Raw genomic sequence first — 13,238 nt, forward strand, 5'->3', positions numbered from 1 at the left:
CCATCGCCGCGGCGAACGCCTAGAGAGCGCGTCATCCATTCAGCTCAGGGGTCGAACCGCTCTTCCCATGCGTATCGCCATTGCTTCGGACCACGCCGCCATCGACCTCAAGGCGGCGCTTGCCGACTGGTTGCGCGGCGCGGGCCATGACGTCGCCGATCTGGGACCGGACAGCGCCGCCAGCGTCGATTATCCCGATTACGGATACAAGCTCGCCGCCGCCATCGCGGCCGGGAGCGCCGAGCGCGGAATCGCGCTGTGCGGCAGCGGCATCGGCATCTCGATCGCGGTCAACCGCAATCCGGCCGCGCGCTGTGCCCTGGTGTCGGAGCCGCTCTCCGCCACTCTCGCGCGCGAGCATAATGATGCGAACGTCATCGCCATGGGCGCCCGGCTGATCGGGATCGAGATGGCAAAGGCCTGCATCACCGCATTCCTCGCCACCGAATTCGGCGGCGACCGGCACCAGCGCCGCGTGGACAAGCTGACTCAGCCCACGTTCTAGGCCCGGCTTTCTGAAGGACAGACTTATGAGCACCAACCCCATCAGCGCCATCCGGTCGGACGGCTTCTTCACCACCACGCTCGCCGACGCAGACCCCGCCGTGTTCGCGGGCGTCGCGCACGAACTGGAGCGCGAGCAGTTTCAGATCGAGCTGATCGCCAGCGAAAACATCGTGTCGAAGGCGGTGCTGGAAGCGCAGGGCAGCGTCTTCACCAACAAATATGCCGAGGGTTATCCCGGCAAGCGCTATTATCAGGGCTGCCACCCCTCGGACGAGGTCGAGAGCCTTGCGATCGACCGCGCCAAACAGCTGTTCGGCTGCGGCTTCGCCAACGTCCAGCCGCATTCGGGCGCCCAGGCGAACGGCGCAGTGATGCTGGCGCTGACCAAGCCCGGCGACACGATCATGGGCCTCAGCCTCGATTCGGGCGGCCACCTGACCCACGGGGCCAAGGCGGCGATGTCGGGCAAGTGGTTCAATGCGGTCCAGTATGGTGTCGACCCGGTCACGCACCTGATCGATTTCGACGAGGTCGCGGCCAAGGCGCGCGAGCATCAGCCCAAGCTGATCATCGCCGGCGGCTCGGCCTATCCGCGCCATATCGATTTCGCGAAGTTCCGCGCGATCGCGGATGAGGTCGGCGCGCTGTTCATGGTCGACATGGCGCATTTCGCCGGCCTCGTCGCGGGCGGCGTCCACCCCACGCCATTCGGCCACGCGCATGTCGTCACCACCACCACGCACAAGACGCTGCGCGGTCCGCGTGGCGGCATGATCATGACCGATGACGAAGCCATCGCGAAGAAGATCAACTCGGCGGTGTTCCCCGGCCTGCAGGGCGGCCCGCTGATGCACGTCATCGCCGCCAAGGCCGTCGCGTTCGGCGAAGCGCTGCGCCCCGAGTTCAGAAGCTATGCCGCTGCGGTGGTCGAAAATGCCAAGGTGCTTGCCGCGACGCTGACCGAGCGGGGCGCGGCGGTCGTCTCGGGCGGCACCGACACCCACCTCGCGCTGATCGACCTGACCCCTCTGGGCGTCACCGGCAAGGACGCCGACGAGGCGCTCGAGCGTGCGGCGATTACCTGCAACAAGAACGGCATTCCCAACGATCCTTTGCCCCCGGTCAAGACCAGCGGCATCCGCGTTGGTTCACCCGCCGGCACCACCCGCGGCTTCGGCCCGGCCGAATTCCGCGAGATCGGCAACATGGTCGCCGATGTGCTCGAAGGGCTGCGCAGCAAGGGCGAGGGCGGCGACCCCGAGGTCGAAGCCAATGTCCGCCAGCGCGTCCGCGCGCTGTGCGAACGCTTCCCGATCTATCCGGAGGGTTGATGCGCCTTCTCCCTCTCCCCTTCAGGGGAGAGGGCCGGGGAGAGGGGCCTGAACCAAGCTCCGACCTCTCTGCCCCTCTCCCGACCTCGCTTCGCGCTGCCACCCTCTCCCCTGAAGGGGAGAGGGGATAATGCGCTGCCCCTTCTGCGGCCATGAAGCCAGCCAGGTAAAAGACAGCCGCCCCACCGAGGACGGCGCGGCGATCCGTCGTCGGCGCCAGTGCGAGGCGTGCGCCGCGCGCTTCACCACGTTCGAGCGCATCCAGCTGCGCGAACTGATCGTCCTCAAGTCCGAAGACAAGCGCGAGCCGTTCGACCGCGACAAGCTGATCCGATCGGTCTCGCTCGCCTGTCGCAAGCGGCCGATCGACGCCAATCAGGTCGAAAAGCTCGTTTCCGGAATCCAGCGTCAGCTGGAAACGCTGGGCGAAACCGAGATTCCGACCAAACGGATCGGCGAAATGGTGATGGAGGGACTGAAACACCTCGATTCGGTCGCCTATATCCGCTTCGCCAGCGTCTATCGCGATTTCCGCGAGGCAAAGGATTTCGAGGAATTTGCGAGCAATATCAGCGAGGTCGGGAAGCAGTGAACCCGGTCATCGTTCTGGTTCGACCACAGCTGGGCGAGAATATCGGCAAGGCGGCGCGCGCGATGCTCAATTTCGGGCTGACGCAGATGCGCCTGGTGACACCGCGCGATGGCTGGCCCAATCCTTCGGCGGGTCCGGCCGCGAGCGGCGCCGACATCGTGCTTGAGCAGGCGCAGGTCTTCGAGAGCGTCGCGGACGCCGTCGCCGATTGCGAACATGTCTATGCCACCACCGTGCGCAAGCGTGGCGTGACCAAGCCGGTCGTCACCCCGGTCGAGGCCGCGGCCGAGATTCACACCGCGCCGGGGCGCAGCGCGATCCTGTTCGGTCCCGAGCGTTCCGGCCTTGCGACCGAGGATGTCGCGCTCGCCCGCGCGATCCTCACCGTGCCGATTAATCCCGAATTCGGCTCGCTCAATCTCGCCCAGGCGGTCATCCTCGTCGCCTATGAATGGTCGAAGGGGCAGGGGCTGGCCCAGCCGCCGCGCACCGATCTCGATCCGCCCGCACCGCAGGCGGAACTGGAAGGGCTGATCGGCCATCTGGACATGCTGCTGGAGCGCAGCGGCTTCTATTATCCCCCCGATCGCGTGCCGACGACGCGCCTCACCCTGCGCAGCGTGTTGACCAAGCCCGGATGGAACGCGCAGGAAATCCGTACATTGCGGGGTGTGCTCTCGGCATTGGAAGGCAAAAAGCGCCCTCCACATTGAAATTCAACGTTATTTTTTTCTTGTGCGATGCAACAAAGTATGGCGAGATACGGGTTTGACGACTTTAGGGGGTCCTCATGTTGCTTGCCGCTTTCGCGCTCTCGCTTTCCGTCTCGCCCGTATTGATCGAAAAAAGCCCGGACGACATCGTCTGCCGGTCGAAGATTGACCGCCGCACCAAGATGCGCGGCCCCAAAATCTGCAAGACCCGCGCGGAGTGGGAAGGAAAATATGAGGAGGAGGACGCCGCGCTCGCCGCCGGTGCGCCGCTTCCGCGCACGGCGGAGCAGGTGAGCACGGCTCCAAAGCCCCAGTAATCAGGCGGGCGGCGATGGTAATGGCGCGTTGCGCGCCGCGCACAACTGGTTCATATCGCCGCTAAATATTTGGTCTTGGAAGGGTTGGTCCATGCTTGTCGCCGCTTTCGGTTTTGCCATCGCACTCGCTTCTGCCGCGCCGAGCGGGGATGACAATGTCGTCGCCGCGCCAGTGAAGGAAAAGAAAATCTGCAAGGCGGAAGCGGCGACCGGAACACGCCTCGCCCGCCGCAAGATCTGTCGCACCGCCGCCGAATGGGACGCGATCCAGAAGCAGGCGGTTCAGGATGCCCGCGAGATTCAGGACAATACCCAGAATCGCTACAGCGGCAACTAAGTCGGGCATTGCTTGACTCGACGGGCGTCCCCGTCTAGGCGCGCGCCTTCGCAATTGGCTCCGCACTCCGGTGAAGCGGCGGCCCTGTGCTTGCGCACAGGCGATACCGGAATCGCGATCAGGTGGTCTCCGCCGGGTCAACGTCGTAGCAATTGGTAGGAATTTTACATGTCGAAGCGCTCCAGCGCCAAGTACAAGCTCGACCGCCGGATGGGCGAGAACATCTGGGGTCGTCCCAAGTCGCCCGTCAACAAGCGCGAATACGGCCCCGGCCAGCACGGCCAGCGCCGCAAGGGCAAGATGTCGGACTTCGGCATCCAGCTGCGCGCCAAGCAGAAGCTCAAGGGCTATTATGGCGACGTGACTGAGAAGCAGTTCAAGCGCGCTTATGAAGATGCGTCGCGCATGAAGGGCGATACCGGCCAGAACCTGATCGGCCTGCTCGAGCAGCGCCTCGACATGATCGTCTATCGCGCCAAGTTCGCGCCGACGATCTTTGCCGCGCGCCAGCTGGTCAACCACGGCCACGTCAAGGTCAATGGCGAGAAGTGCAACATCGGTTCGCGCCGCATCAAGCCGGGCGAGACGGTCGAGCTGGGCTCGAAAGCGCAGGAAATGGCGCTGGTGATGGAAGCGCAGGCGCTGGCCGAGCGCGACATCCCCGATTACGTCGCCCCCGATGGTGCGTCGAAGATCACCTTCACCCGCGTGCCGACCCTCGACGAAGTGCCGTACCCGGTGAAGATGGAGCCGAACCTGGTCGTCGAATTCTATTCGCGCTAAGTCCGGTTTCTGGTCCAAATGCGAAAGGGCGGTCCCTGCGGGGCCGCCCTTTTCATTTGGCCTGCCCGCTGTCACAAGTCGCGCCATCTGAAGTATCCCGGGAGACCAACCCATGCGCTTCGCGCTGCTCGCCCTTTTGGGCCTTGCCGCCTGCTCGACCGCTTCCGACACCGCCGCGGTACCGGATGTCGCATTGCCCGCCATGCCCATGGACCTGATGAAGGAGGCAACGCGAACCCTCTCCTCGGATGAATTTGAGGGCCGCGCGCCCGGCACGCCGGGTGAGGAAAAGACGCTCGCCTATCTGGTCGAGCAGTTCCAGAAGGCGGGGCTTCAGCCCGGCAATGAAGGCAGCTGGTTCCAGGACGTACCGCTCGTCGCGATCACGGCGCAGAATGTCTCGCCGCTGACCTTCACCGGCGGCACCCAGGCGATGAGCCTGAAGTACGGCCCCGAAATGGTCGTCGGCACCTATCGCGTGACCCCCAAGATCGCGGTCAAGGACAGCCCGGTCGTCTTTGTGGGCTATGGCATCAACGCCCCCGAAAAAGGCTGGAACGACTATGCCGGGGTGGACGTGAAGGGGAAGACCGTCGTCATCCTCGTCAACGACCCCGACTGGGAGACCGCGGGCCTTCAGGGCGAGTTCAACGGCCAGGCGATGACCTATTATGGCCGCTGGACCTACAAGTACGAAGAGGCAGCACGTCAGGGCGCCGCCGCCGCGATCATCGTCCACGATACCCAGCCCGCCGCCTATGGCTGGAACGTCGTCGAATCGAGCTGGACCGGCGAGCAGCAGGTCGCCGACGCCGCCAACGGCCATATGGACCAGACCGCCGCCAACGGCTGGATTCAGCTCGACAAGGCCAAGGCGCTGTTCGCCAGCGCGGGTCAGGATTTCGACAAGCTCGCCGCCGCCGCCAAGGTGAAGGGGTTCAAGGCGGTGCCGCTCGGCGACGTCAAGGCATCGGTCAGCTTCGACAATGTCATCCGCAAGCACGCGTCGAAGAATGTCATCGGCATCCTCCCCGGTGCCAAACGCCCCGACGAAGTTGTCCTCTACACCGCGCATTGGGATCATCTCGGTCGCTGCCAGGCGGCGAGCGATGGCGACAATATCTGCAACGGCGCGGTCGACAACGCCACCGGCACCGCGGCGCTGATCGCGATTGCGAAGGCGAACAAGGATGCCGGCGCGCCCGACCGCAGCCTCGTCTTCCTCGCCGTCACCGCCGAGGAATCGGGGCTGCTCGGCTCCAAATATTATGGCGACAACCCGGTCTATCCGCTCGCCAAGACCGTGGGTGGCGTGAACATCGACGCGATGAACCTGACGCCCCCGGCCAGGAATGTCGTCGTCGTCGGCATGGGCAAGTCGGAGCTCGACAGTTACCTCAAGGCCGCGCTCGCCAAGCAGAACCGCATGGCCAACGCCGAACCGACCCCCGAAAAGGGCTTCTACTACCGTTCGGACCATTTCATGCTGGCGAAGCACGGCGTGCCGATGCTCTATTTCGACGCCGGCGACGACCTGGTCGAGGGTGGCCGCGATGCCGGCCGCGCCGCCGCTGCGGATTATGAGAAGAACAAATATCACGGCCCGAAGGACGAGTTCGATCCCAGCTGGAACTGGGCGGGCGCGGAGAAGGATCTTCAGGTCTATTACGCGGTCGGTCGTATGCTCGCGATGACGACCGCCTGGCCCAATTGGGTCGAGGGCGACGAATTCCGCGCCGCCCGCGATAAATCCCGCGCAGGAGCCAAGTAAGCCCGTGACCACCCCGCACCTCCCCCCCGAATGGGCGCCGCACAAGGCAGTCTGGATCGGCTTTCCCAGCCATCCCGAATTGTGGGACTCGCTCGGCGCCGCGCGTGCCGAGGTGGCGGCGTTCGCGCGCGCTGTCCATGCCGATGGCGCGGGCGAACCGGTGCTGCTGGTCGCCGCCGATGACGAAGCGGCCGGCGCGGCGGCGCTGCTGGTCGGCGATACGGCCAAGGTGGTGGTCGCCCCGTTCGGCGATATCTGGCTGCGCGACACCGGGGTGATCGTCGACGACACGGGGCTCGGCCACGCCTTCGGCTTCAACGGCTGGGGCGGGAAGTACGAATATGACGGCGACGCGGATATCGGCCGCCGCCTCGCCGCAAAGAAGCGGATGGATACGGTCGAGCATGACTGGATTCTCGAGGGCGGATCGATCGACTGGGACGGCACCGGCCTGGTCGTCACGACCGAACAATGCCTGCTCAACCGCAACCGCAATCCCGGCCTGTCGCAGGGTGAGGCAGAGCGGCGGCTGCGCGCGGATCTCGGCTTCGATCGCGTCCTGTGGCTCGGCAACGGCCTCGCGCACGACCACACCGACGGCCATGTCGACAACCTCGCCCGCTTCGTCGGAGAAAATCGGCTGGCGATCCCGGTGCCGGAGGAAAACGACCCCAACTGGCTGGTCTATGCCGACGCCAGACGCCGCGCCGAAGCGTTCGGGGTCGAAGTGGTGCCCATTCCCTCGCCCGGCCGCGTCATCCATGGCGACGAGGTGGTGCCGGCAAGCTACATGAACTTCTACATCGGCAACGCCGCCGTGGTCGTCCCGGTCTACGGCCAGCCTAATGACCGCAAGGCGGTGGAAACGATCGGCGCGCTCTTCCCCGGTCGCGAGGCGGTGGGGTTGCGCGCGGACCATATCCTGACCGGCGGCGGCAGCTTCCACTGCATCTCGCAGCAGATTCCGAAGTGACGCCCCCTGGCCCCTCCCGCTTGCGCGAGGGGTTGGGAGGGTCTTCTCCTTTCTCGCACTGACAGAAACAACCCGCCCCGCCCACGAAGCGCCAAGCGCCGCTTCACAATCCTAGCCCCTCCCCTTCAGGGGAGTGGATGGGGGTGGGGCGTTTCAGTCTCACCGAGACCATCGCCCAGAGGATAGGCCCCACCCCAACCCCTCCGGTGAAGGGGAGGGGGCTTACGAAAAGCGCACCATCTAACAACAATCGTCACACCGGCCCCCGTGCCGGGGTCTACCCCGCCGCCAGCGCAGCGCTCACCAACAAGCCGCTACGCCCGCTGCCCCGTGGACCCCGGAACAAGTCCGGGGTGACGAAGGGAACCCCACCCCCTAAATACCCCCGCATGACCCAGATCACCGTCGCCGCACTCCAGCTCGCCTTCACCACCGACACGGCGCAGAACATCGCCAACGTCACCGATCTCGTGCGCGAGGCGGCGGGGAAGGGCGCACAGGTCGTCCTCCCCCCCGAATTGTTCGAAGGCGAATATTTCTGCCGGGTCGAGGATGAGGCGCTGTTCGCGACCGCCAGGCCGCTCGCCAGCCACCCCGCCGTCACCGCGATGCAGGCGCTCGCGGCGGAGCTTCAGATTCACATCCCGACCAGCTTCTTCGAGGCGGACGGGCCGCATTTCTACAACAGCCTCGCGATGATCGGCCCCGACGGCCAGGTTGCGGGGGTCTATCGCAAGAGCCACATTCCCGACGGGCCCGGCTATGAAGAGAAATATTATTTCCGCCCCGGCAATACCGGCTTCAAGGTGTGGGACGGCCCGGCCGCCGACGCGGCGCTCGGCGTCGGCATCTGCTGGGACCAATGGTATCCCGAAACCGCGCGCACGATGATGCTGATGGGCGCGCAATTGCTGTTCTACCCGACCGCGATCGGGTCGGAACCCTATGATGCCGATCTCGACACCAGCCGCATGTGGCGCCGCGCGATGATCGGCCATGCCGTGTCCAACGTCGTCCCCGTCATCGCGTCGAACCGCATCGGGACCGAGGGCGACCAGCGTTTCTATGGCCACAGCTTCATCTGCGACGAATGGGGCGACATCCTCGCCGAATTCGGCGCAGAGGAAACCGGCGTCCTCACCGCCACGCTCGACCTGGACCGCGCGCGCAAGCACCGCGCCGGCATGGGCTTCTTCCGCGACCGCCGGCCCGAACTGTACAAGCGAATGGTCGAGGACGTTTAGAGTCGGGTTCAGCTGCGCTGAATCGCGGCACCGGCCGCTCCCACACCCGGCCCCCCATCGAAGATGCCCTAAGGTGGGTGGCCGGGTGGGGGAGCGGGCCGGTGCCGTAAACTTAAGCGCCCGCTATTTCGCGCTCAATCCTCGCGCCAGCATCTCCGCAACCGTATCCGCGACCGCACTGGCCTCGGCGTCCTCGCTCCACACGCCGTAGCGCAGGCCCAGGAACACGTTCATCCCCATGATCGCCCAGGCGTGGACATCGGACACGTCGCTGCGCACCTCGCCGCGCTCGGCGGCCGCCTTGAGCCGCTTCTCGATCCGCTCGGCGGTGGTCTGATAGTGGAGGCGGAAGCTCTCGGGATCGACGAATTCGGCCTCGTCGATGATTCGGTAGATTTCCTTGTGCTTGCGCACGAAGCCGATGAACTGCTCGAGCCCCGCGCGCTCGGCGGCGATCTGTTCCGGCGCGGCGCGGATTGCGGGGGCGACATGTTCGCGCACCTGGTCGCTCATGTCGCGGACCAGCGCGCGGAACACCGCGTCCTTCGAATCGAAATAGGTGTAGAAGCTGCCCAGTGCCACGCCCGCGCGCCGGGTGATTCCGCTCACCGATCCCTCGTGAAAGCCCTTCTCGCCAAACTCCGCTGCTGCCGCGTCGAGGATCGCGCGCAGCGTACGGCGACCGCGTGCGGTGCGCGGTTCCTTGCCTTCGCTCGCGGCCCCTTCACCCGAATGAAGAGCGCCCGAATGAACTGGGGCGAGTGTGGCATCAGAGCCACGTTTTTGCGTCATTCATCCCCTCCCTCATCCGGAAGTTGAAACCCGGTTCAGGTTTCACTATAGGCATCTGCAACGTCTTACAAGCCGGGGTGCGCCCGGCCATATCTGGGGAGGAAACCATGCACCGCCTGAGTCCATCTGTCCGCTCGATTCTCGTTACCGGCGCCGCGCTGGGCGCGCTCGCCGCCACCCCTGCGCTCGCACAGGATGCGCCCGTCGAGGCGGCCGCCGTCGAAGAAGCGACCGAGGGTGAAATCGTCGTCACCGCCCGCCGCCGCGAGGAAAGCCTGATCGACGTGCCGATCTCGATGTCGGTCGTTACCGGCGATTCGCTCGTCGCCAGCGGCGCGGCGGACATCACCGCGCTTCAGGACAAGACCCCGAACCTCACGCTCCAGATCGCGCGCGGTTCCAACTCGACGCTGATCGCCTTCAGCCGCGGCGTCGGTCAGCAGGACCCGCTCTGGGGCTTCGAACCCGGCGTCGCCCTCTATATCGACGATGTCTATGTCGCACGGCCCCAGGGCGCAGTGCTCGACATTTTCGATGTCGAGCGGGTCGAGGTGCTGCGCGGGCCGCAGGGAACGCTCTATGGCCGCAACACCATCGGCGGCGCCGTCAAATACGTCACCCGGCGTCTGGGCAATGATTACAAGGCATCGTTCCGCGGCTCCTATGGCTCCTATAACCAGATCGATCTGGTCGGGCAGGTGGTCGTGCCGCTGGGCGACACGCTCTCGCTCGGCGCTGCGGTCGCGCAATATTGGCGCGACGGCTACGGCACTAACCTCACCACCGGCGCCGAGCATTACGACAAGGACGTGCTCGCCGCGCGCGTTTCGGCGGAGTTCACCCCGACCGACAACATCTTCGTCCGCGTCGCTGGCGACCGCACGCTCGACCGGTCGAACCCGCGTCACGGCACGCGCCTGCTCCCCAACGGCGCCGACCCCATCTACGCGCCGACCGACAGCGTCTATGACACGCGTGCCGGAATCGGCGACGACAACCGCGTCGAGACGCGCGGCCTGTCGATCACGGGTGAGATCGGCCTGTCCGACATGCTGACGTTCAAGACGATCACCGCCTGGCGCGACGGCAGCACCGATACGCTGATCGATTTCGACAACACCATCCAGCCGACGCTCGACATCCCGGCGGAATATTCCGATCGCCAGTTCACCCAGGAACTGCAGCTGCTCTATGAAGGCGACCGCATTCAGGGCGTGTTTGGCGTCTACTACCTCAACGGCCGCGCAAGCGGCGCGTTCGATACCGTCGTGGGCCTGCTCAACACCACCACGCTGACCGCGGGCGAGGTCTTCACCAAGAGCTACGCCGCATTCGGCGATTTCAGCTTCGACCTGACCGACCAGTTCAAGATTTCGGCAGGGCTGCGCTACACGCGCGACGAAAAGACCGGCAGTGTCTATCGTCAGAACTTCACCGGCATCCGCAGCCCGTGGTTCGGCAACGCGACCGCGGTTCCCGGCCTGATCCGCTCGGACTATACCAACAGCCGCGATTTCGAAAAGCTGACCCCCCGCCTGAGCCTCAGCTACCAGCCGCATTCGGACCTCAACCTCTATGCGAGCTATGGAAAGGGCTTCAAATCGGGCGGGTTCGACATGCGCGGCGACGTCGTGCTGACCCCGACTACGGTCAATGGCTACAACCCCGAAACGATCGACAGCTATGAGATCGGCATGAAGGGCGCCTTCCTCGATCGCAAATTGTTCGTGAACCTCGCCGGCTTCTATTCGGACTATAAGGATCAGCAGGTCACCATCCAGGTTCCGGCGCTGCCCAGCGGTATCGCCAGCTTCGTCGACAATGCGGGCAAGGGCGAGATCTACGGCTTCGAGCTCGAGACGCGGATGGTGCCCTCACGTCACTTCCAGGCAAGCGTCGTGGTCGGCTACACCCATGCCGACTATAAGGAGTTCCTGACGTTCATCGGCGGCGGTACCACGCCCGTCGACGTGTCGGACCAGCGGGCGTTCCAGAATACGCCCGAATGGACCGCCAACGCGTCCTTCACCTGGTCGAACGACGTCGCGGGCGGGGTTCTCGCCTTCACCCCCGCAATCTCGTTCCGCAGCGATACGCAGATGTTCGAACTGGCGACCCCGGCGCTCGACCAGGACGGGTATGCGCTGGTCGACGCCGCGCTCAACTGGACCTCGGGCGATGGCCGCTACCGGGTCGGCGTTGCCGCGCGCAACCTGACCGACGCGCGCTATCGCGTCGGCGGCTACAATTTCCCGGGCGCGCTGCTCGGCAATTCGGTGATCGGCTATTACGGCCCGCCGCGCACCGTCACGGGGACGTTCGAGATCAAGTTCTGATCGCTTTCGGGCTTTGAGTTTGCCAGACTGACCGGGCCGGGCGTCGAAAGGGGGCGTCCGGCCCATTTTTTTGAAGGGGAGGGTACGGATGAGCGCCACCAACGGGGCGGCACCGACTGTGCAGGGCCATGGCACGCCGGGCTATCGCGCCGCCGTTCTGGCGATGCTGCTGCTGGTCTATACCTTCAACTTTCTCGACCGGCAGATCCTCGGCATCCTTGCGGTGCCGATCAAGGCGGATCTGGGGCTCACCGATACCCAGCTCGGCGCGCTTGGCGGCATCGCCTTTGCCTTTCTCTATTCCACACTCGGCGTTCCGCTCGCGCTGCTGGCCGACCGGACGAGCCGCACCTGGGTCGTGACGATTTCGCTCACCGTGTGGAGCGGTTTCACCGCGCTTTGCGGCCTCGCCAACAGTTTCTGGACCCTGTTTCTCTATCGCATCGGCGTCGGCGTCGGCGAGGCAGGGGGCGTTGCGCCGTCCTATGCGATCATTGCCGATTATTTCCCCCCGCATCAGCGCGCCCGCGCGCTCGCCATCTATTCGCTCGGCATCCCGATCGGCCTCGCTTCGGGCACGTTGCTGGGCGCATGGATCGCGGCGAGCGTCGATTGGCGCATGGCGTTCATCGTCGTCGGGCTGGCCGGGGTGATCATTGCGCCCTTCTTTCGGATGGTCGTCAAGGAGCCGCCGCGTCCGGCGGTCAGCGCAGAGCATCAGCGCGTTCCGCTCGGCCGGGTGTTCGCCATCCTCGCGAAAAAGCCCAGTTTCTGGCTGATGGCGATCGGCGCAGGGTTCAGTTCGATGTGCGGCTATGGCCTCGCTTTCTGGGCACCGACCTTCTTCGTGCGCAGCTTCGGCTTCGATCTCGCCACGACCAGCTATTTCTTCGGGTCGATCCTGCTGGTGGGCGGCACGATCGGCGTGTTCATGGGCGGGGTTCTGGCGGACCGGCTCGGCGGCGGCGATCGCGGCGTCTATGCCAAGCTGCCGGCCTTTGCGTGGCTGATCTGCGTGCCCTTGTTCGCCGGCGGTTTCCTGACGAACAATGTGGTACTCGCCTGGTTCCTGTTCCTGATCCCGAATGGGCTGAACATCCTCTGGCTCGGCCCGGTGACGACCGCGGTCCAGAATCTCGTCCCGCCGCATATGCGCGCCACCGCGAGCGCGAGCTTCCTGCTGATCAACAACCTGATCGGCTTGGGCGCAGGATCGTGGGTGATGGGCGCGATGTCGGACGCGATGACCGCAAGCTATGGCAACGAAGCGCTGCGCTATTCCGCGGTAACGGCGCTGTCCTTCTACCTGATCGCGGCGGTGCTGATGCTCTTCGCCGTCCGCACGCTGCGCAAGGACTGGGTGGAGTGATTGACCAGGCTGCGCTTGATTTGACCCGTTTGTGCTGAGCTTGTCGAAGCACCACTCATGCGCTCGGTGATGACGGGAGGCAGCCTTCGACAATGACCAGGGCTTACCCTTCGACAAGCTCAGGGCAGACGGGTTGGGGTGGTCCAGATTTGGGGTTCGACGCTTCACTCCCC

General features: G+C 65.1%; 13 protein-coding genes. 12 read left to right on the forward strand and 1 reads right to left on the reverse strand.

Annotated features, from left to right (window positions below; translation table 11 throughout):
• The first annotated feature begins 67 nt into the window (after window positions 1–67).
• From rpiB to aguB, 10 genes are all read left to right on the forward strand, one after another.
• A complete protein-coding gene (rpiB, locus tag FPZ54_RS15335) occupies window positions 68–505 on the forward strand; it encodes a ribose 5-phosphate isomerase B (protein WP_145848622.1) in 438 nt (145 codons plus the stop codon).
• A gap of 25 nt (window positions 506–530) precedes the next feature.
• The gene (gene glyA / locus FPZ54_RS15340; protein WP_145848623.1) at window positions 531–1,838 is read left to right on the forward strand and encodes a serine hydroxymethyltransferase; all 1,308 of its coding nucleotides are present in this window, start codon (window positions 531–533) and stop codon (window positions 1,836–1,838) included.
• Window positions 1,839–1,968: 130 nt separating this feature from the next.
• Window positions 1,969–2,430 carry a transcriptional regulator NrdR gene (gene nrdR, locus FPZ54_RS15345; RefSeq protein ID WP_145848625.1) on the forward strand — a complete coding sequence of 154 codons (462 nt, stop codon included), beginning with the start codon at window positions 1,969–1,971 and terminating at the stop codon, window positions 2,428–2,430.
• Entirely contained in the window at window positions 2,427–3,143 is a 717-nt protein-coding gene (locus tag FPZ54_RS15350) for an RNA methyltransferase (protein WP_186456790.1), read from the forward strand. Before nrdR ends, FPZ54_RS15350 begins: the two co-directional genes overlap by 4 nt.
• Before the next feature lie 77 nt (window positions 3,144–3,220).
• Window positions 3,221–3,460 carry a hypothetical protein gene (locus tag FPZ54_RS15355; protein WP_145848628.1) on the forward strand — a complete coding sequence of 80 codons (240 nt, stop codon included), beginning with the start codon at window positions 3,221–3,223 and terminating at the stop codon, window positions 3,458–3,460.
• A 91-nt stretch (window positions 3,461–3,551) separates the two neighbouring features.
• Window positions 3,552–3,797, forward strand: a complete 246-nt coding sequence (locus FPZ54_RS15360) for a hypothetical protein (RefSeq protein WP_145848630.1) — start codon at window positions 3,552–3,554, stop codon at window positions 3,795–3,797.
• A gap of 168 nt (window positions 3,798–3,965) precedes the next feature.
• Entirely contained in the window at window positions 3,966–4,580 is a 615-nt protein-coding gene (gene rpsD / locus FPZ54_RS15365; RefSeq protein ID WP_145848632.1) for a 30S ribosomal protein S4, read from the forward strand.
• Between the two features lie 112 nt (window positions 4,581–4,692).
• Window positions 4,693–6,351 carry a M28 family metallopeptidase gene (locus FPZ54_RS15370; RefSeq protein ID WP_145848635.1) on the forward strand — a complete coding sequence of 553 codons (1,659 nt, stop codon included), beginning with the start codon at window positions 4,693–4,695 and terminating at the stop codon, window positions 6,349–6,351.
• A gap of 4 nt (window positions 6,352–6,355) precedes the next feature.
• A complete protein-coding gene (locus FPZ54_RS15375) occupies window positions 6,356–7,324 on the forward strand; it encodes an agmatine deiminase family protein (RefSeq protein ID WP_145848637.1) in 969 nt (322 codons plus the stop codon).
• Window positions 7,325–7,713: 389 nt separating this feature from the next.
• Window positions 7,714–8,568 (forward strand): N-carbamoylputrescine amidase, encoded by an 855-nt coding sequence (gene aguB / locus FPZ54_RS15380; protein ID WP_145848639.1) that lies wholly within the window; start codon window positions 7,714–7,716, stop codon window positions 8,566–8,568.
• A 123-nt stretch (window positions 8,569–8,691) separates the two neighbouring features.
• On the opposite strand, the gene FPZ54_RS15385 is transcribed toward aguB, so the two are convergent.
• Window positions 8,692–9,360: a TetR/AcrR family transcriptional regulator gene (locus FPZ54_RS15385; RefSeq protein WP_145848641.1), complete on the reverse strand. Its 669-nt coding sequence runs from the start codon at window positions 9,358–9,360 to the stop codon at window positions 8,692–8,694.
• A 107-nt stretch (window positions 9,361–9,467) separates the two neighbouring features.
• Between FPZ54_RS15385 and FPZ54_RS15390 the strand changes: the two genes are divergently transcribed.
• Complete coding sequence (locus FPZ54_RS15390; RefSeq protein ID WP_145848644.1) at window positions 9,468–11,696, forward strand: TonB-dependent receptor; 2,229 nt, start codon at window positions 9,468–9,470, stop codon at window positions 11,694–11,696.
• 88 nt (window positions 11,697–11,784) lie between these two features.
• Complete coding sequence (locus FPZ54_RS15395; RefSeq protein WP_145848645.1) at window positions 11,785–13,065, forward strand: spinster family MFS transporter; 1,281 nt, start codon at window positions 11,785–11,787, stop codon at window positions 13,063–13,065.
• The last annotated feature ends 173 nt before the right edge of the window (window positions 13,066–13,238 follow it).

The organism is Sphingomonas suaedae, assembly GCF_007833215.1.
Lineage (GTDB): Bacteria > Pseudomonadota > Alphaproteobacteria > Sphingomonadales > Sphingomonadaceae > Sphingomonas > Sphingomonas suaedae.